Below are 18132 nucleotides of genomic sequence, written 5' to 3' on the forward strand. Positions count from 1 at the left end.
TTTGAAGTAACAGTCAGTTCAACTTTTGAGGGAGGCTCTGCCTAGTGTTACGTTCTAAAATAAAAACAATCATTCTTGCCTTATCCGTAACGATGATGGCCATATCACTTATATCTTTTCCTCAAGAGTCTGTAGATGCTTCCATAAGGGGCTTGAACATGTGGTGGGAAATCGTATTTCCTTCCCTTTTACCTTTTTTTATTGTTTCTGAAATGCTTATAGGGTTTGGAGTAGTCAGGTTCATTGGTGTACTCCTTGAGCCGCTTATGCGCCCATTATTCAAGGTTCCTGGTGTTGGCGGGTTTGTTTGGGCAATGGGCATGGCATCCGGGTTTCCTGCAGGTGCAAAATTAACTGCACGACTAAGACAAGAAGGTCAAATATCCAAAACTGAAGCTGAACGATTAGTTTCCTTCACTAATTGTTCCAATCCATTGTTTATTTTCGGTGCTGTGTCTGTCGGTTTTTTCCATAATGCAAAGCTTGGTGTAATCCTTGCATTAGCTCATTATTTAGGCAATATTACAGTTGGACTTTCAATGAGATTTTATGGCCGTAAAAACGAAGCGACTAACGAGAAGAAACAAAGAAAGCCCTCTATTAGATATGCATTATCCGTCCTTCATCGTACGAGAATTAATGATAATCGGCCGATTGGCAAGCTACTTGGCGATGCAGTCATGTCGTCTATTCGAACATTATTAATGATTGGCGGATTTATTATTCTTTTTTCTGTCATTAATAAATTACTTTACCATCTTGGAATTACCGCCTTTTTAGCTGGCGGATTAGAATTTATCCTGTCAGCATTTAGTCTTCCAGTTGAATTAAGCACTCCATTTATTTCGGGTATTTTTGAAATCACTCTTGGGAGTCAGTTGACCAGCCAAGTTCAGGAAGCAACTCTAATGCATCATGCAATCATTACAAGCTTTATTTTAGCATTCAGCGGCTTTAGTGTTCAGGCGCAAGTCGCAAGTATACTAGCACAGACTGATATTGATTTTAAGCCGTTCTTCATTGCACGGATATTTCATGGTTTTTTTGCTGCTTTATATGCAGCCCTTCTCTGGAATCCTGTATATGAGCGTTTTTACAATACTGAACAGCCTTCGAATGCAGTGCCAGTTGCCTTTTTGGGTGAAGGCTCCTGGATGCATAAATGGTTTACAAGTCTTTCGGAAGCCGGTCCTCTTATCACGATCTTCGCATTGCTATGTTACACAATATTACTTGCAAGAAGATTAGGAAGATAGCTTTAATGTAATGTAAATTAACGAGCACGAAATGTGCTCGTTTGTTTTATTTATTAAATTTATCCTTAAGTGCTTCTTCTACAGCAGGGGGAACAAGCTCAGAAACCTTTCCATTATATTTGGCAACTTCCTTTACAATACTAGAGCTTAAAAAAGAATATTGATTGTTTGTCATGATGAAAAAGGTTTCAATTTTATCATTTAGTACACGGTTCATGGAAGTGATCTGCATCTCATATTCAAAATCCGAAACTGCACGCAGACCGCGAATAATAGCGCTTGCATTTACCATATTCGCATAATCCACAAGCAAGCCCTGAAAGGCAGAAACCGTCACATTTGGTATCTCCTTAGTCACTTCCTTTATTAACTTTAACCTTTCATCAACAGTAAATAATGGATTTTTCGAAGAGTTATTTAATACAACAACATGAATTTGATCAAATACTTTTGCTCCTCTTTTAATAATATCCAGATGTCCATAAGTAATTGGATCAAAACTACCAGGGCAAACAGCAATACCGCCCATAATTATCCCCCTCGTATATTTATATCGGCATATGATAGATTGTTATCGCAATCATACCGTATTTTTCATATTTTCGCTTTTCAAGTCTTCCAACAGTGTCAGGTAATTGAATATCAGAGCCATGCTCACATACAATGGTTCCGCCTTCAACAAGCACATTTTCTGTATTAATTATTTCCATCAGTTTTAAAAGCTGCTGTTTTTTATAAGGAGGATCCATAAAGATAATATCAAAAGATAATTCTCTTTTTATAACTGCCTTCAAAGCTCTTTCCGCTTCATTTCGATAAATTTCTGCTCTGTCCTCAAAATCACATGTATTCACATTTTCGTGAATAGTCTGAATCGCTTTCCCATCCTTGTCTACAAAAATCGCCTTCTCAATGCCACGGCTTAAAGCTTCTATGCCAAGCCCCCCGCTCCCGGCGAATAAGTCAAGGACAGTTCCCCCATTAAAATAAGGTCCAATCATATTAAACATGGCTTCCTTCACTTTATCAGTTGTTGGTCTTGTTGAACTTCCAGGTACGGCCTTTAGTGCCTTTCCTTTTCTAGTTCCTGAAACTACTCTCATTATTCATTATCACCACTAATCATTACTCTGTCTATTTTTTCCTTCCTATCCTATCATAATTATTATCTGTCGCCAACATGTTATTCGATTCATCCCACCAAGGTGTAAAAAAATGATGATTGATCCATTTAATGGACCACTGGAAAAAAATATCCCTAATAGTGTATATCCAGAGCTATTGTGGAAATAATGTAATTAACAGCATCTATTCGAGGATGTTGTTGCCAACCGCGGAGAAGACTTACGTTTCCCCATAAGTTCTTCCTCCGGTTTCTCCTCTCCCTTTGCCTTCTATCCTTAATGAGGATATAGAAGGACCCTGCAGAATTTCTGCAGGGTTTTTTATTTTTTCCAAACCTGTTATCTTAATAAGAAAAAATAATTTCATCATCCTCTTCTTCAATCGTAACCTTAAACAATGTTTCAATCCATTGCCCGCTCATATATATATTTCCATTAATGACCGCTAATGGTCTTTCTAATAAACCATAATCATCTTCGTTATATATAAAAATATTTCTGTTTAGAAAAAAACGGTATGTATTTGACCCTTTCTTTAGAAGAATAGTTTCCTTATCAGTAAGAACTTCTGCTTCATAATCTAATGCTATCATTGTATTAATAAAAGGAAACATACTATTTCCTTCTTCAAAAATAACCTCTAATCCTTCATTAGCAGTACCATTTACAACAACTTTTCGAGAATCGTAAAAATAAAGAGGAACAAGAGAGTCGACTTTCCCTTCATTCAATGTGAAAAATCGGGTACTTAAACCTCGGATTTCAGAAACAAAGTTATCTAAATTTTGTAAGGTTAAAGGTTTAGAACTACTATTAATAGCAGTAAAGAAATCCCCTATTTCCTCTTCTGTCAGCTTATTCTTCATTTCAAGTAAAACTTGATTGCCCTTTGCAGTGCCCGCTTGTAAATTAGCCGAATAGGAAGTAAGAACATCAATGACCCAATTTTCTTCATTTGGGAGATTTTTTAATTTTTTCTCATAAAAATAGTTAAATATTTTCCGTTTAAAAGCATCTTCTTTAATATCTGGTTTTGAAATTAAAAGACCTTTGCTAGACTGTTCATTAATTTGATTCGTAAAAATGACAGATATGTAAGGAAAATCTTTTAGACTTTGAATCTCCTTAATAATAGTATTGTTAATTTCTTGATTGCTAAAATAAGTAACCAGCCCATTTTTGCTTTCTGTAGCTAGGAGAGGTTCAGACTGCCAATAAACAGCAGGAGCGCTTCCGATTCCCTCAAAATAATAATAATCAATTAAATCCATTTCTTTGAATCCCTTCAGCATTGCCCCTGCTGCCCATGTACCGCCTTTTTTAACAGAATCAACAATAATAATAGATGATCTTGTTACAGCAACCTCAGACAAAGATGTGGTCCAATCTTCAAGTAAAAAGGCCTTACTATCCTTTGTAATCGGGATTATATATTCAAATACGAGCTGATTCTGTTCAGGGATTAAAATTAATGCCTGATCCTCCTTTGATTCGCAAGGTTTATTATTAATATTGATACATGACCAGCGAAAAAGGCTTTCAGGCTTTTCAACCTTATATTCATTCCCGGCTGTAAGTCCTGTTATCTTTTGTGTGATAGACAGCTCATTTGCGTTCGATTTAACAGTTATTTCTTGGACTGCTCTCTCAAAAGTTTCATTTGTGAATTCGTTTTGCTTTGAATATGCCTTCCATTGCCAAAACAACATACCTCCGATAACTGTTGTTAACACGATAGAAATTAGAACAAATGTTTTCCACATACTAATCCCCTTCACTAACTTTCCTAATAATAACCATAGCAAATCCGAGTGCATCAGTACATGAATTTTGTATAAATATGACGAAAAAATAGTTTTTTTCTTCGATCTGTTTATTTAGGTTAAAACAGTTAATAGCATGTAATGGAAAAATTGAAAAAGGCAAGGACTAATGCCCTCACCTTTTATATGCCCATCTTATAATCGTATTCCTTTGCTTTATCTGGCTTTGAATTCTCAAATTCCAACTTCAAGAAAGGTTTATACGATGGTTCAACCTTTTTTACAAATGAAAAAGCACTTATTTTTGCCATTATTTCCTCTGTTTCGTCAAGATTACAATATAACACTACATATTTTAATCTTTTAGAAACATAATGAACATTTCCGAATCTTCTTAACATTTTTGCCTGTTTTAAAGAATAAAGCCAGACAATAATCCCTTGCCGCTGACCCAGCATAATTTCTTCCCCTTCAAAAACAACTATTTTCATAAGTCTAGCACAAAAAAACATGATCTTTCAATGGGCTTGAATAGGAATACAAAATCTTTGCCATATTTGCTAAATGACTGTAATAAAAAAGAAAAACGGCATCGGAGTAATCCAATGCCGTATGTACATTAAGAGCAGCCACAGCTTCCTCCCGATCCGCAGCCTCCGCCACAGCTAGACATGCTGTCAAAAAAGGGATTTCCGGTTGGGACTTTTATCTGTTCGGAAACGGCATGTCCTATTATTACACTTACGTCATCTAGAATAAATTGAAGGTCATTTTCAGCCTTCCTAAACTCAGAAACATGTTCATCCATATCCATCTCTCTTTTTAATTCCCGGATCGATTTCATGACAGATTTATATTCAGGATGATACTTTCCAAATCGCTGAACTTCTTCGTAATGCTCTTTCATATTTACAAACTCACGAATTTTTCTTTGTGTTTCCTTGCTTGTCTTTAATCTATATAAACATTGACGGTACCTTTCCGCCTCCACTGAATGAATGATCATAAAAGCAATTTGTTCGGCAGACTCAAGAATTTCTACTCTTTCAGTTGTAGCAAGCATCAGTTCACCTCCGTTTCATATTTTACCACGAAACAGCGGAAATCAAAAGTTATGGGATTGTTACATAAAACTCCTTTTTCATGATTGGCTTCTTATGATTATCCTTCACTACCTCTAACTTTATTCGGTGTGTACCTGTAGGTACTCCCTTAACGATAAAAGCTGCTGATGAAATTTTCTCTTTCTTTTTCCCATCTACATATAAAATAATCGAGCCTTTATTTGCATTGTTTGATTCCCTAAAAGTAATACCTGGAACTACACATTCAATAAAGATATTTTTTCCTTTCACCTGATGGTTAACATAAAATAAATCCTTATTGCTTGTAGTTAAAGCTAACACAGGGACATCATGATTAAAATTAGATATGTTAACTGGCTGAATCTTTAACTTTGTTTCTGGCTTTGGCTTGTCATTTTGGCAACCAGCTAATCCCACGAATAAACATAGTATATATAAATAAATAAATCGTTTCACTTCGAGTAACACCCCTTTATTAAAAAAGCCTTTCATATGGAATTATTGTTTGCTTCATTAGCTATTTTTACTCTTTCCTGTCATGTCTTTTTATAAAGAAAACTCGCTGATTGGCGAGCCTTGAAAAGGTGAAGACAGATGCGTAGTTGCACTTATACTTAATTCCTAAAATTGGCAACTACGTTGAATCAACTTATGCGCTGACAATTTATACTTTCTTAACGTACAAAAATAAAAAGCTCTCTCAGTTTTACGAGAAAGCTTTCTTTAAGTTTGTGATTTCATTGCTTGGAACATACTCATCATCATAGAGGCCATTTGTACACTATTTGTAAATTTTTCAACTTGATGCGGGATTGTTCTTTGATAATAATGTAATGCGGCTATTTCAAGTGCTTGGATATCATTAGGATTACGTGATAATCGCCTATACCATAAAGGCTGCTCTCTCAAAAACCTTTGTAAATCCTTATTTTGACTGACATGCTCCATAACCTCTTTTCTCATCTCGGACCCCTTTTACCTAGTCTTTTTTAAACTTAAATGGGTTTGGAGGCGGTTGATTTGAATTGGTCAATTTATTCTGTGGGCTGCCTCCCTGAAATTGTGATAGAACACCTTGAACTGCTGCTAATGCCTGATTAAGATTTTGAATATACCCTTGTACCTGGTTTGAATCCATTTTCTTCAATGAGCCTACCATTTGGGACATCCAATCAGATTTTTTTTCTTCTGTTGTGCTTTTCACTTTCTCTTCTGATCGCACATTTTCCCATTTCGGATCATCTTCACCCAATAAATACCAGTCTTCATATAACTCCTGCCAAGTTTTATTTCCTTTTCGAACTTCTTGAACAATTTTTGGATTTCTTTTCACGAATTCTTTGAATTTTTCAACGGAAGGGTGGAGCTTTTTTTTAGTCATTTGCCTCATTCACCTCGGTTTGTTACAAATGCCTATCTTATTTTATGTTAGATTGAATAAAAGGTGAAAGGACAATTTAAAAATCAAAATATTCAACTTCAGACAAAAATGATAATATGTATACAGAATATAATGCTTGAAAGGTGAATATGAAATGAAAAACCAAGTAAGAGAGATTGTAGAAGACTGCTTAGAAAATATAACACCAGATGAATTAAATATTCTAACGGATTTATTGCGCGGTTTTCAAAAGAAACAACAGAAAATAAACAACTCATATGTTGACGGTTTAATACATATGGAAAAAACGGTGACGAACGAGCTTTGCGAAATAACTGTCCCAATTAGCCCTCTTCTATATAATTCATTTGGGATCGTACATGGTGGAATTACAGCCACTATTATCGATACGGCAATGGGAACATTGGCAAATTCATTATTGCCAGATGGCTATGGTGCTGTAACAACCCAATTGAATATTCATTATTTAGCTGTCGGTAAAGGGGATTATCTTCAGTGCAAAGCTCATCTTGATCATAAAGGCACGAAAACAATGGTTTTGTCAGCATATGTATATCGATCAGACGGCAAGAAAATTGCACATGCTACCGGAAGTTTTTTTATTATACGAAATAAATAAACAGGTGGTGTTCTAATGGTTACTGCCATTGTTATTCCAATTATTTGTATTTATTTTTACTGGCTAACAAAAAAGGAATTACGTGAAAGTAACGAAAAGTGGCTTAAGTTAAAAAATGTCCCTGAAGAAGCAATCATTTCGGGAACCATCGTCAATTTGAATGAAAGCAAACAAAGATTTTCTTATTACCGCTATGTTTATGTAATGGATATAAAAATTAAATCAGACCATTCTTATTGGGATGTTAAAAGAATGATTCCAATTGATAAAGAGTCGATCATTCCCCAACTCAATAAAGGCGAAATGATTCGAGTGTTCGGTAACTGGAAGGAAGATTATTTTCTCGTAAGTAGAATTGAACAATTAGGTTGAATCGTTTTTCAATTTATTCAATGGAATAAAAAGAGCTTGTTCATTCGGAACAAGCTCTTTCTAATAATATAAAATTATGATTGCTTATTCCTGCCATTTCTCAATAAAGTTTTGCGTATAATGCTTTTTATAAACGCCTACTCCCAAGTGGGTAAACTGTTCATTTAATAAACTTTCACGATGTCCCTTACTATTTAGCCAGCCTTCTACAGCAGCGGGTGCATCCATATAATTAGCAGCAATATTCTCCCCTGCTATTTGATAAAAGACATTTCCTGCTTCCAAACGATCTGTCAAATCCCCAAATTCCTCTGAAATATGGGAAAACTGCTGACTTTCATACATATCCTTACTATGTGCAAGTGCTACCTCAGCCGTTTGTTCATCCCATTCCAATGGTTCCAATTCATTACGTACTCGAAATACATTAGTAATATCAAAAACCTGTCTTTCTTTCCCTCTCTCCACTGCTTCCTCATTTATGTTCGTTTCCTGAAATCCCTCAAGCAGTTCTCCTCTATAGACCATTTCGTATGGATGCTGTTTTATCAAAGTTTCAGTATCTAGTAGGCGAATGCTGGAAAGAGTGCCGCTAAATTTGTCCAAATAAAGCTGTGCATAAACATTTCCAATCATAATTAGCGGACGCGTATTCAAATCATCTTCAGAGAGTTCAAATTTATAAGAACTATTATTATATTCAAGACTAATATTTGTATCAAACACTGTAGAGGAATAAAGTTCTGCCACTGGCTGTCCAATTTTGAATGGCGGGATTTGAATGTCTGTACCAGTTGCAAAAATAGTAACTATTACATCATCTTTGATGCCAGCCTGAATATATTTATGATAATTAATAGGGTAAATCCACCAATCAAACCCATACAATGATGGATCAATTCTTGCAGGCTTGCCCAGCTTATTAATAATATTACTGGTGGGCTTTCCCATTAAACTAACTAGCCCTTCGTTTGGCATCTTAAGAACGGAGGTATTTTCAGAACCTATTTCTCCTAAATCATGATCAACTTTTGGCTGGGTACTAACTTCATTTAATAAAATATCATTATTAGGAACTGTATCATTATTTAAGTAAAGTCCTACTGCAAGAAGAATGGAAATAATAATTAAAATCCTAATTAAGGTCCTCAGAGGCTTGCCTCCTTCCTGTATTTTATATTATATATATATGATAACTCTCAATTATTAGTATAACATCATTTACATTCTTTTTAATATAAAGGGCAGAAAATTCTAATAAATTTCACGAATTTTGGATAATAATTCTCTGTCCTTATATATAAAATACTTTGCTTTTGTCGTCATTCATTTCCTAGTTGTTACTATATTAAAAAAGAACACCCTAATAAGGTGTTCCATGCTTTAATGCTGAATTTCATTGCTTGCTTCGGAAATTTCAGTAAGGGCTTCCCCTGCCTTTTGGTCAGTTAAATGGTGCACAGCAAAATCACCTAAAGAAACAATTCCAACTAATTTGTTTCCTTCAACTACAGGTAATCGTCTAATTTGGTGCTTTGCCATTAAACTAGCTGCCTCATGAGCATCCATATCTTTTGTAACAGTTATTAAGTCTTTACTCATGATTTTTTCAACCTTTGAAGATGGCGGATTTTTCTCAGCCACACACCGTAATACGATATCCCGGTCAGTGATCATCCCAACAAGTTTTTCATTATCAACAATTGGAATTGCACCAACATTTAATTCCTTCATTTTAACAGCGACTTCAAATACATTGTCTAACAATGAACAACTATCAACTTTATCAGTCATAATATCACGGATCTTCTCCATCTAACTTCCTCCTTCTACTCTTTGAATAATTAGTACTGTCCAATAATGGCCATGAAGACCACCTTCTGCATGACCAACACCTATATGGGTAGACAGTTTATCTAATAGCTTTGACTGGTTAACGGAAGAATTCATCCATAGTGTGAAAATCTTTTCTGGTGAACTATATCCTGCACCAATACTTTCTTGGACCTTTTCAAATGGAATTTGAAAGGCTTTTAACATATTTGAAGAATCTCCATAGCTTGGTGAAATATGCGACACATATTCTTTTTCCATCATATCCAGAGCTTTTCTTCTCGCTGCTTTAGTCAAGTTATAATCAACTATTAAGGGCTTCAGTCCTGCATTTGCCCTCTTCGTGTTTGTAAGCTCCAAAAGACTTCTTTCGGAAGAAGATAATGAGATCCTCTTTTCTATTCTCTTTAGGTCCGGAATTGTTATTATTTGTCCTGGAAAAATTAAATGCGGATTTGATACTTGTGGGTTGCTTTGAATGATTGTTTTAAGCTCAATTCCATTAATTAAAGCAATTTTCCAAAGGGTATCCCCACGATTAACTACATATTGTGTTTCTGCCTCAGCATTGCCCATAGGAGCATAATAAAGGAATAGACATAGGCAAATAAAATATTTAATGATCCTCTTCATTCATAACCTCCTTCTCTTTCAATCATTATGTTCTCCAAAACTGCAGGAAAAATTTCCTGTTTAGTCATTGTAAATGCAAAATAGTGAATAAAAGATGAATTTCATTTGTTTTCTTCATGTATACATTGCATCTTCTAGCTATTTCTACTATTATAAGATTTGGATAGTAATTGTTGTTAATTTTGACTTAATATTAGCTATAGTCAGCTAATAATGGATTGTTTTAGGAGGGATACATATGAAGTTTGAAAATACGGGGATTGAAAAAAAGAAAGCGGACCTAGTTCGCTTAGATGAAGTCATGAATTCAAAAGGTCTTGTCCGTGAGGGTCAATGGGACTATGAAAGGGTCACATATGATCGTAGATTTGATTTAAAAGAAGGAACCTTCTATTTACGTGTATTTGGTCAAGCAGTTGAAGGGGATGTTGACACTTTCAAAGCCGTTATTCAATTAAAGACACCAGTGCTGGGTAAATATTATTATCCTCACGGTGTTGAATATGGCGAAGATGAGGTTTTCCCTAAGTCACTCGTAAATCAATGTGAAAAAATCCTTAGTGAACTTAATTCAGAGATAGAAAAGTTTGCAAAATAATGAAAAACGGACTCATGGCAACCATGTGTCCGTTTTTCATTATCTACAAAAATTGTTATCAAAAACCTAGAATGGCTTTAATAGCAGAGGTTGTTTCGCCTCCATGATAAATAACATATAATAACAAGTAAACGGCAACACCGGTAATGGCAGTAAAAAACCATACGATACTAGTAACCGGTCCTAGCCTTCTATGTTTACTCAACTTATTTTTGTAACCAGTATAAAGAGTTACAATGCCTAATACAGCGCCTATAGTCGCGAGAGTTATGTGGAAAATTAGGAATATAGTATAATATATCTTTATTTCGTCAGGTCCACCGAAGGCAGTATTTCCAATAAATATTGTTCTGCTAGCATAAATAATAAAAAATATTATTGCGAATACTGCGGCTAACATCATCGTCTTTTTATGGCTTTCTATTTTTCTTTGACGGATCTGCGCCCATCCGATTGCAACTGCAATGGCACTCAAAACAATAAATGTCGTGCTTATTGTTGGTAAAATTGGCAGTGAATAATTCATAATAACTTCCTTTCTATTCTCCCTATTCTCATCCACCTAAATTTAAGAAAGTCTCTTAATAATAAGAATGGTTCACAACGTTAATTCTATTAAAGTTCTGCTCCATAATCAACAAACATAGACCCCTTTTCGCAAAAGTTCCTAATTTGTTCAAATATTATATAGAGTAGCGTGATTATTTATACAGACATATTAAAAAACCTCATCCAAATAGATGAGGCATAAATCATTCAATGATGTGAGGGTTAAGGGAATGCTGTTTTTCAAGTTCGGTTTCTTCTTGCTCTTTACGATACCAGCTAAAGAAAATTTGCGCTAACGCCACACCGTAAACAACTTCTTGAATGATTTTCATAATAATCCCGCCTAGCTGCTGATCGTTTAATAAGGTCATGGAACTAAACATCTCTGGCCCGCTTAAAGTTAAGCCTGCCAGTGTGGAAGCAGGTACACAAAGCTCTAATGATTTCGCCCAAGCATCTGGATCAGAAAAAGAAGAGTATAATGGAGTATCAGCAAAAATGATCAAAGCACATGCTGGTAATAATAAGGCACTGCCTGCGAATATATATCCTACTTTCTTAAGGCCGCTTAAAGATTGACGATCTTCAAGTTTATTGTCAATTGGCCACCAAAAAATGATCCCCATAACAAACAATAAACTAGTATAGGCTGCGTGAAGCCAAAAACTTGTTTTAACTAAATCAAACACTAGAGGAATATGATAGATGGAGAATATCCCATTAAATAATAATAGGGCTACAACAGGCTTTGTCAGAAATGTAAAAACATTTTTTAATGCTGATCTTTTAAACAAATAACGCCAAATCCAGGCTGGTACTCCCAAAATAATAAATTGTGGGATAACTAGGCAAAGGATTGCCATCTGAATCATATGTGCATAAAACATAAGATGACCCATTAAATCAATTGGAGAGCCTTTTATTATATATAAAAGGACAATAGCTATAGAAAAGTGAATAGCTTGGCCTATCCTTAACGGTTCGCTGTCAGCAAATTTCTTTCTAAATTTAATTGTTACTAAAAAATAACCAACTAGCACAAGTGCTAAAAAAATAAAATAGTATGGGCTCCATAATGCTCGAAAACCAAATATTTGTATCGCCACTGCATAATCACCCCTTCGAAAGAAGTCCTAATATTAGTACTATTTCGTTAACATAAAAAGAAAACCGGCTGACAGCCGATTTCCCTTCTATTTATTACCACCAAATAATTGTCGTATAGCAAAGAATTGTTACAAAAGCAATAAGCATACCAGAATACATAAACAATTTTGGTGCTTCATGACCTTCATTGCTCATATGCATGAAGTAATATAACTGGAAAATTACTTGAACACATGCAAGGATTAAAATGAAAGGAACAATAAACCATCCAGAAAATCCTTCATACCCAACCGCCACGAAGGCAACGAGCGTTAAGAAAATCATTAATGAGAAAGATATAATATGATGCTTCATTTCTTCAGCACTTTTTCTGCGGCGATATTCAATGTCTACTCGAGGGTTGCCTGAGTTTAATTGTTCATTTGTCATCAGTTTATCCCACCATTCCCATTAAATATACAACTGTAAAAATAAATACCCAAACTACATCAATGAAGTGCCAGTATAAACTAGCTACATAAAACTTTGGTGCATTGTAAAGGCTTAATCCACGTTTGCTGTTACGGATCATTAATGAAATAATCCAACCTAATCCAAAGGCAACGTGAGCTCCGTGGAACCCTACTAATGTATAGAATGCTGATCCGAACGCACTGCTTGTAAATTTATGATCAAATTCATGAACATAATGATTAAATTCATAAATCTCTAATCCTAAGAATGCAAAGCCAAGCAATACTGTAATGCCAAGCCATAATTGCATTTTCTTAAAATTAAAGTTTTTCATATGGTACATTGCATAAACACTTGTTAATGAACTAGTCAATAGAATCATTGTCATCGCAAAAACAAGTGGAATCTCAAATAGATCCTTTGCTAATTTCATATCACTGCTAGGGACTGAATCTTTTAATGCAAGATATGTTGCAAAGAGGGAGGCGAAGAGAACAGTCTCTCCACCTAGGAATAACCAAAAACCTAAAAACTTATTTTTCCCCTCGAGGGTTTGCAGTTCAGGCGAAGCAGGCCATTTTTCAACCGTCATTTTTTCTTCTGCGTGCATTATGCCTTAACCCCCTTATTATCGTCATCCATATCATCCATTAAATCTTCTTTATGAATATGGTACCCATGATCATCTTTTATAGAACGTGTTAGCATCGAACCAAAAGTAATCACTAAACCAAGAATTAATACTGGAATACCCCACGTATTTCCTTCATCACCATGATACATTGCACCAAATGCGGCAATGAATAAGCCTAGTGAGATAACGAAAGGAATAAATGAATTATTCGGCATATGAATATCACCTAGCGGCTCAGCAGGCACCATGCCTTTTTTGCCTTCCATTTTCTCGATCCAGTATGCATCTAGACCACGTACTAGTGGAAGTTGCTTAAAGTTATAGAATGGAGGCGGAGATGAAATTGCCCACTCAAGTGTTCGGCCGTCACCCCAAGGATCATTGCCAACCTTAACATTTTTCACACTTGTCATAACAATGTTGATTAGCATAATTACAACTGCTACAGCCATAAAGAATGCCCCAATTGTACTTACAAAGTTTCCAGTTTCAAGACCTTGACCTGGAAGGAATGTGAAAATGCGTCGTGGCATTCCCCATAATCCTAAGAAATGCTGGATAAAGAATGTTAAATGGAAACCAATAAAGAATAATACGAATGTAATTTTTCCAAGGAATTCATTTAGCATTGTACCAAACATTTTAGGCCAGTAAAAATGTGTTCCCGCAAGCAAAGCAAACACAACCCCACCTACAATTACATAGTGGAAGTGAGCAACAACGAAATAAGTATCATGATACTGATAATCCGCTGCGGCAGCACCAAGCATTACCCCAGTTACCCCACCCATTAAGAAGGAAGGAATAAATGCCACGGCATACAGCATTGGTGTTGTAAATGAAATACTTCCACCCCAAAGCGTAAACAACCAGTTGAAAATTTTAATTCCTGTCGGTACTGCAATTGCCATTGTAGCTACGGCAAAGATCGCATTAGCAATTGGGCCTAAACCTGTTGTAAACATATGGTGAGCCCAAACCATGAATCCTAAGAAACCGATTAGTACGGTTGCGAATACCATTGAAGAGTATCCGAAAAGACGCTTTCTTGCGAATACTGCCATAATCTCAGAAAAAATACCAAATGCCGGTAAAATTAAGATATAAACTTCAGGATGTCCGAATATCCAGAAGAAGTGCTCCCAAATGATTGTATTTCCACCCATTGAAGCATCAAAGAAATTCGAACCGAACATTCGGTCAAACATTAGTAAAAAGATACTTACTGTTAATGGAGGGAATGCAAATAGAATTAACGATGAAGCAACAAAAGTCGTCCATGTAAACATTGGCATACGCATATAAGTCATTCCCGGTGCACGCATATTAATAATGGTTACAAGGAAGTTAATTCCACCCATTAACGTACCAAAACCTGAAATTTGCAATCCAAGTACATAGAAGTCTATTCCATGTCCTTCAGATGCAAGCGATAAGGATGCATAGGAAGTCCATCCAGCATCAGGAGCTCCTCCTAAAAACCATGAAAGGTTTAAGAATACTCCCCCAAAGAAGAATAACCAAAATCCTAAAGAATTAAGGAAAGGGAATGCTACGTCACGGGCTCCAATTTGGAGTGGCATGACGGCATTCATAAATCCTAATAACAATGGCATCGCGGCGAGAAATATCATCGTTGTTCCGTGCATTGTTAGCATTTCATTAAATAATCCAGCACTGACAAAATCATTATTTGGTTTTATTAGCTGAATACGGATAATCATAGCTTCTATTCCACCGAGAAGGAAGAAGAATCCGCCAGCAAAAAGATAAAGGTGTGCAATTTTCTTATGGTCTACAGTTGTTAGATAATCCCAAAGAACCGCACCAAAACCTTTCTTTTGAGCAATGGTACTCACAATTTTACCTCCCTTTAGCAATTACACTATTTCCCCTGAACTTTTAATCCCATCAAATATTCAGTTAAGGCATTTAATTCATCATCTGTTAATTCACCATTAGGACCAGAACCAGTATACGTACCAGTCATTTTATTAGCTGGCTTATATTTTTCAGGATCAGCTAACCAATTCTTTAAGTCCTCTTCTGTATGATCCAAGATGCCGGCAATCTTCTCACGCTCACCAAAGTTTGTTAAGTTTGGTGCTAGTCTTGCTGCCTCTGGAGTTGTGTTTGCAGGAGTTACTGCATGACATCCGATACAGCTTTGATTAAAGATTTCCTGCCCTTGCTGTGCAGAAGCAGTAGTAGCCTTAATTGGCTCTTTAACACTTTGCATATCACTTACCCATTGGTCGAATTCAGCCCGTGGAACTGCTTTCACTTTAAAATCCATTAGAGCATGTGACGGACCACAAAGCTCAGCACATTTCCCGTAGAATACATTATTGACGTCCGATGATTTTTCATCATTAAATTCCAGCCAGAATTTATTCACGTTATCCGTGTTAGTATCTAACTTTCCACCAACAGCTGGAATCCAGAATGAATGCTTAACATCTGAAGCGATTAGGTTAAAGTAGACCCTTTCATCGGTTGGTACAACAAGATCTTGGCTTGTAATAATTTCTTCGTTTGGATATTCAAATTCCCACCAATATAAATTGGCGCGTACATTTACTACAAGAGCATCTGTTTTGCCATCTTCATTTTTCTTTTCCATAGGAGACACATCAGCTAATTTAAAAGTAGCTGAAACTGTTGGAACAGCTAAAACAAGAACAAGTAAAATCGGAATGACTGTCCAGATAATTTCTAATGCGTGACTTCCTTCTACTTGCTTTGGAATTTTTTCGTCCTTACGACGGAATTTCACCAAAACGATAATGAAAATCACTGCTACAATTGCAATTACCCCTACCATAATTGCAGTACTTAGCACCATCAAATCATATTGTTCTTGTGCAACCTCACCTGCAGGCTGTAAAGTAGATAAATTCGCATTACCACATGCAGATAGTATGAGCGCCAGAATCGCGAACAACGAAGCCAGACGCCATTTTGCAAGCCTTTTCATAGCTTAATCAAACCCCTCTTTCGTATAATTTCTGTTTGAAATGTTTGATCGAAAAAATTATATATAAATTCTTTCTAAGATATAGGAAAAGAAAGAATTTCCTAACAAAGATTATTATGTAGTATGCCTAAATAAAGGAAACTAATATTATGATATCTGTTTTTTTTTGATAGGGTTGGAGCACAAGCAATAAAAAAAAGCCATGTAGTCCCCCCCTAAAACTATTTTATATTAATGTGATAATAACCATAGCTACAAACATAATTGTCAGATATTGTAGTGAATATACAAACATTAAAGTAGCCCATTTTATATCGTCTTTAAACTTTCTTGCATAAATCCCTGTTGCAATCCAGCCTATGTTCAAAATTGTTGCGAGAACCAGAAAAGGAATTCCTAATTCTGGAAGCAAAAACGGAAGAGGCAATAACCCTGCCACCCATAAGTAAATAGAGGTTTTTGTTCTTTTAAATCCTTTAACAACAGGAAGCATTGGTACATTAGCAGCACGATATTCTTCACACCTTCTCATAGCAAGCGCATAAAAATGAGGAGGCTGCCAAAAAAACATAATTAAGAATAATCCCCATGCCATAATGTCAAGATTAGCATCAACTGCAGCCCAGCCGATAAGCGGAGGTGCTGCACCAGAAATACTTCCTATAATAGTGTTAGAAACGTATCTCCGTTTTGACCAGATTGTATATAGAACAATATAGCTAAATACTCCTACTAAACCGAGCAAAGCGGCAGTTACAGTAGTGAGCAGAAGCAATCCTGTACCAATTCCGATTAACAAAAAGCTTAATATCGCCACTCTGGCTGGTGAAACCCTTCCAGTTACGGTTGGCCTATTCTTCGTTCTTTCCATATAAGGATCTATATCTCGATCAATATAATTATTTAGGGCACAGGAGCCAGCTATAATTAGTGATGATCCTATTACAGTATAGAGAACAATATCCAAATTATTCAAAAAGCCTTTTCCTGTAAAGTGAAGTGCAAGCCATAAACCAGTGAAGGTTGTTATTAGATTCGAGTTTACAATTCCTATCTTAATCAGTGATAAAAAATCCTTCCAAACTGTTGTCCTTGGCACTTCATTCTCTAGGCTCCCACTGCTGTTTTCTAAACGAGCATTAACAAAGGCCCTCGAGTTAGACATATTTTTTCCTCCTTTATCCCTTATCACAAATACGACAATGATACTACAACTACTATAAAGCATTCTAGCTGACAATGCTATATTTGCAATAAAAAACGAAGAGCATTTCCAATATGATGACAACCTCAATAGTTTTCTACTATTGTAATTGTAATAATACTGTTAATTAAATATCATGAAAAAGACATCTTCCTCTGTATATTAAATCACACTTCAATGGTTTTTTGTGAATAATTTTCGAATAAATTATGAATAATTTGTGTCTTTGTGTTTTTTCGCTTAAATAATTGTTGCTTTTCTGCCATAATATAAATGGCGTGTAAAAATACAATAGTACCTTTCATTAAATATAAACGAAGAATTAATAATGTACATAACGTTTTTAATATAAAGACAGTGAATACTAATTAATTAATTGTAAAACAAGTATAAATGCTGTAGTATTCGATAGGGTTGTACTCATTTCTATTTCTCTTCTATACTATTTATAAATATAAGATAGAAGTGGAAAAATACTTTCTAATTTTATTATGCTGATTATATTAGTCAATTACCTCCTATT

22 protein-coding genes are annotated in these 18132 nt (G+C 35.5%); 4 read left to right on the top strand and 18 right to left on the bottom strand.

The features are described 5' to 3' along the window. Positions 1-44 precede the first annotated feature (44 nt). Positions 45-1256 (top strand): sporulation integral membrane protein YlbJ, encoded by a 1212-nt coding sequence (gene ylbJ / locus V7127_RS06970; protein ID WP_335346308.1) that lies wholly within the window; start codon positions 45-47, stop codon positions 1254-1256. A gap of 46 nt (positions 1257-1302) precedes the next feature. Here ylbJ and coaD read toward each other — a convergent pair whose 3' ends face one another. The 8 genes from coaD to V7127_RS07010 form a co-directional block, all read right to left on the bottom strand. Further along, positions 1303-1785 (bottom strand): pantetheine-phosphate adenylyltransferase, encoded by a 483-nt coding sequence (coaD, locus tag V7127_RS06975; protein ID WP_335346307.1) that lies wholly within the window; start codon positions 1783-1785, stop codon positions 1303-1305. A 19-nt stretch (positions 1786-1804) separates the two neighbouring features. Further along, positions 1805-2359 carry a 16S rRNA (guanine(966)-N(2))-methyltransferase RsmD gene (gene rsmD / locus V7127_RS06980; protein ID WP_335346306.1) on the bottom strand — a complete coding sequence of 185 codons (555 nt, stop codon included), beginning with the start codon at positions 2357-2359 and terminating at the stop codon, positions 1805-1807. A gap of 365 nt (positions 2360-2724) precedes the next feature. After that, positions 2725-4143: a stalk domain-containing protein gene (locus V7127_RS06985; RefSeq protein ID WP_335484456.1), complete on the bottom strand. Its 1419-nt coding sequence runs from the start codon at positions 4141-4143 to the stop codon at positions 2725-2727. Positions 4144-4325: 182 nt separating this feature from the next. Beyond that, complete coding sequence (locus V7127_RS06990; RefSeq protein WP_335348471.1) at positions 4326-4601, bottom strand: YlbG family protein; 276 nt, start codon at positions 4599-4601, stop codon at positions 4326-4328. Between the two features lie 161 nt (positions 4602-4762). Further along, the gene (locus tag V7127_RS06995; protein ID WP_335354524.1) at positions 4763-5206 is read right to left on the bottom strand and encodes a YlbF family regulator; all 444 of its coding nucleotides are present in this window, start codon (positions 5204-5206) and stop codon (positions 4763-4765) included. Positions 5207-5255: 49 nt separating this feature from the next. Next, positions 5256-5684: a hypothetical protein gene (locus V7127_RS07000; protein ID WP_335346943.1), complete on the bottom strand. Its 429-nt coding sequence runs from the start codon at positions 5682-5684 to the stop codon at positions 5256-5258. Positions 5685-5951: 267 nt separating this feature from the next. Further along, the gene (locus V7127_RS07005) at positions 5952-6191 is read right to left on the bottom strand and encodes a YlbE-like family protein (RefSeq protein ID WP_335346942.1); all 240 of its coding nucleotides are present in this window, start codon (positions 6189-6191) and stop codon (positions 5952-5954) included. Positions 6192-6207: 16 nt separating this feature from the next. Further along, positions 6208-6609, bottom strand: a complete 402-nt coding sequence (locus tag V7127_RS07010) for a YlbD family protein (protein WP_335346941.1) — start codon at positions 6607-6609, stop codon at positions 6208-6210. Positions 6610-6763: 154 nt separating this feature from the next. Between V7127_RS07010 and V7127_RS07015 the strand changes: the two genes are divergently transcribed. Next, positions 6764-7249: a PaaI family thioesterase gene (locus tag V7127_RS07015; RefSeq protein WP_335346940.1), complete on the top strand. Its 486-nt coding sequence runs from the start codon at positions 6764-6766 to the stop codon at positions 7247-7249. Positions 7250-7264: 15 nt separating this feature from the next. Continuing rightward, complete coding sequence (locus V7127_RS07020; RefSeq protein WP_335346939.1) at positions 7265-7621, top strand: hypothetical protein; 357 nt, start codon at positions 7265-7267, stop codon at positions 7619-7621. 84 nt (positions 7622-7705) lie between these two features. On the opposite strand, the gene V7127_RS07025 is transcribed toward V7127_RS07020, so the two are convergent. The 3 genes from V7127_RS07025 to V7127_RS07035 all read right to left on the bottom strand — a co-directional run bounded on the left by V7127_RS07025 (position 7706) and on the right by V7127_RS07035 (position 10087). Beyond that, positions 7706-8599 carry a CAP domain-containing protein gene (locus V7127_RS07025; RefSeq protein WP_335484458.1) on the bottom strand — a complete coding sequence of 298 codons (894 nt, stop codon included), beginning with the start codon at positions 8597-8599 and terminating at the stop codon, positions 7706-7708. Between the two features lie 405 nt (positions 8600-9004). Beyond that, entirely contained in the window at positions 9005-9436 is a 432-nt protein-coding gene (locus V7127_RS07030) for a CBS domain-containing protein (RefSeq protein WP_335347479.1), read from the bottom strand. Further along, positions 9437-10087, bottom strand: coding sequence for a LysM peptidoglycan-binding domain-containing protein (locus tag V7127_RS07035; RefSeq protein ID WP_335347480.1), 651 nt, complete (start codon positions 10085-10087; stop codon positions 9437-9439). Between the two features lie 238 nt (positions 10088-10325). Here V7127_RS07035 and V7127_RS07040 point away from each other — a divergent pair, with 238 nt between their 5' ends. After that, positions 10326-10685, top strand: a complete 360-nt coding sequence (locus V7127_RS07040) for a YugN family protein (RefSeq protein ID WP_335347166.1) — start codon at positions 10326-10328, stop codon at positions 10683-10685. A gap of 58 nt (positions 10686-10743) precedes the next feature. Here V7127_RS07040 and V7127_RS07045 read toward each other — a convergent pair whose 3' ends face one another. The 7 genes from V7127_RS07045 to cyoE all read right to left on the bottom strand — a co-directional run bounded on the left by V7127_RS07045 (position 10744) and on the right by cyoE (position 17570). Then, the gene (locus tag V7127_RS07045) at positions 10744-11211 is read right to left on the bottom strand and encodes a DUF420 domain-containing protein (protein WP_335347167.1); all 468 of its coding nucleotides are present in this window, start codon (positions 11209-11211) and stop codon (positions 10744-10746) included. 226 nt (positions 11212-11437) lie between these two features. Next, positions 11438-12340, bottom strand: coding sequence for a cytochrome c oxidase assembly factor CtaG (gene ctaG, locus V7127_RS07050; protein WP_335347168.1), 903 nt, complete (start codon positions 12338-12340; stop codon positions 11438-11440). A gap of 94 nt (positions 12341-12434) precedes the next feature. Continuing rightward, entirely contained in the window at positions 12435-12770 is a 336-nt protein-coding gene (gene ctaF / locus V7127_RS07055) for a cytochrome c oxidase subunit IVB (RefSeq protein ID WP_335347169.1), read from the bottom strand. Between the two features lie 4 nt (positions 12771-12774). Beyond that, positions 12775-13404: a cytochrome (ubi)quinol oxidase subunit III gene (locus tag V7127_RS07060; RefSeq protein WP_335354523.1), complete on the bottom strand. Its 630-nt coding sequence runs from the start codon at positions 13402-13404 to the stop codon at positions 12775-12777. After that, on the bottom strand, positions 13404-15287 hold the full coding sequence (ctaD, locus tag V7127_RS07065) for a cytochrome c oxidase subunit I (RefSeq protein ID WP_438823976.1): 1884 nt from the start codon (positions 15285-15287) through the stop codon (positions 13404-13406). Before ctaD ends, V7127_RS07060 begins: the two co-directional genes overlap by 1 nt. A gap of 26 nt (positions 15288-15313) precedes the next feature. Continuing rightward, entirely contained in the window at positions 15314-16405 is a 1092-nt protein-coding gene (gene coxB / locus V7127_RS07070) for a cytochrome c oxidase subunit II (protein ID WP_335347170.1), read from the bottom strand. A gap of 226 nt (positions 16406-16631) precedes the next feature. Then, the gene (cyoE, locus tag V7127_RS07075) at positions 16632-17570 is read right to left on the bottom strand and encodes a heme o synthase (protein ID WP_335347171.1); all 939 of its coding nucleotides are present in this window, start codon (positions 17568-17570) and stop codon (positions 16632-16634) included. Positions 17571-18132: the final 562 nt, after the last annotated feature.

This window comes from Bacillus sp. JJ1773, from assembly GCF_036962035.1.
GTDB lineage: Bacteria > Bacillota > Bacilli > Bacillales > Cytobacillaceae > Cytobacillus.

What these genes read in the sequence shown, in the direction of transcription:
- coaD (WP_335346307.1), bottom strand. Translation starts at nt 1,785, where the DNA reads ATGGGCGGTATTGCTGTTTGCCCTGGTAGTTTTGATCCAATTACTTAT.
- rsmD (WP_335346306.1), bottom strand. Translation starts at nt 2,359, where the DNA reads ATGAGAGTAGTTTCAGGAACTAGAAAAGGAAAGGCACTAAAGGCCGTA.
- V7127_RS06985 (WP_335484456.1), bottom strand. Translation starts at nt 4,143, where the DNA reads ATGTGGAAAACATTTGTTCTAATTTCTATCGTGTTAACAACAGTTATC.
- V7127_RS06990 (WP_335348471.1), bottom strand. Translation starts at nt 4,601, where the DNA reads ATGCTGGGTCAGCGGCAAGGGATTATTGTCTGGCTTTATTCTTTAAAA.
- V7127_RS06995 (WP_335354524.1), bottom strand. Translation starts at nt 5,206, where the DNA reads ATGCTTGCTACAACTGAAAGAGTAGAAATTCTTGAGTCTGCCGAACAA.
- V7127_RS07005 (WP_335346942.1), bottom strand. Translation starts at nt 6,191, where the DNA reads ATGAGAAAAGAGGTTATGGAGCATGTCAGTCAAAATAAGGATTTACAA.
- V7127_RS07010 (WP_335346941.1), bottom strand. Translation starts at nt 6,609, where the DNA reads ATGACTAAAAAAAAGCTCCACCCTTCCGTTGAAAAATTCAAAGAATTC.
- V7127_RS07015 (WP_335346940.1), top strand. Translation starts at nt 6,764, where the DNA reads ATGAAAAACCAAGTAAGAGAGATTGTAGAAGACTGCTTAGAAAATATA.
- V7127_RS07020 (WP_335346939.1), top strand. Translation starts at nt 7,265, where the DNA reads ATGGTTACTGCCATTGTTATTCCAATTATTTGTATTTATTTTTACTGG.
- V7127_RS07025 (WP_335484458.1), bottom strand. Translation starts at nt 8,599, where the DNA reads ATGCCAAACGAAGGGCTAGTTAGTTTAATGGGAAAGCCCACCAGTAAT.
- V7127_RS07030 (WP_335347479.1), bottom strand. Translation starts at nt 9,436, where the DNA reads ATGGAGAAGATCCGTGATATTATGACTGATAAAGTTGATAGTTGTTCA.
- V7127_RS07035 (WP_335347480.1), bottom strand. Translation starts at nt 10,087, where the DNA reads ATGAAGAGGATCATTAAATATTTTATTTGCCTATGTCTATTCCTTTAT.
- V7127_RS07040 (WP_335347166.1), top strand. Translation starts at nt 10,326, where the DNA reads ATGAAGTTTGAAAATACGGGGATTGAAAAAAAGAAAGCGGACCTAGTT.
- V7127_RS07045 (WP_335347167.1), bottom strand. Translation starts at nt 11,211, where the DNA reads ATGAATTATTCACTGCCAATTTTACCAACAATAAGCACGACATTTATT.
- ctaF (WP_335347169.1), bottom strand. Translation starts at nt 12,770, where the DNA reads ATGACAAATGAACAATTAAACTCAGGCAACCCTCGAGTAGACATTGAA.
- V7127_RS07060 (WP_335354523.1), bottom strand. Translation starts at nt 13,404, where the DNA reads ATGCACGCAGAAGAAAAAATGACGGTTGAAAAATGGCCTGCTTCGCCT.
- coxB (WP_335347170.1), bottom strand. Translation starts at nt 16,405, where the DNA reads ATGAAAAGGCTTGCAAAATGGCGTCTGGCTTCGTTGTTCGCGATTCTG.
- cyoE (WP_335347171.1), bottom strand. Translation starts at nt 17,570, where the DNA reads ATGTCTAACTCGAGGGCCTTTGTTAATGCTCGTTTAGAAAACAGCAGT.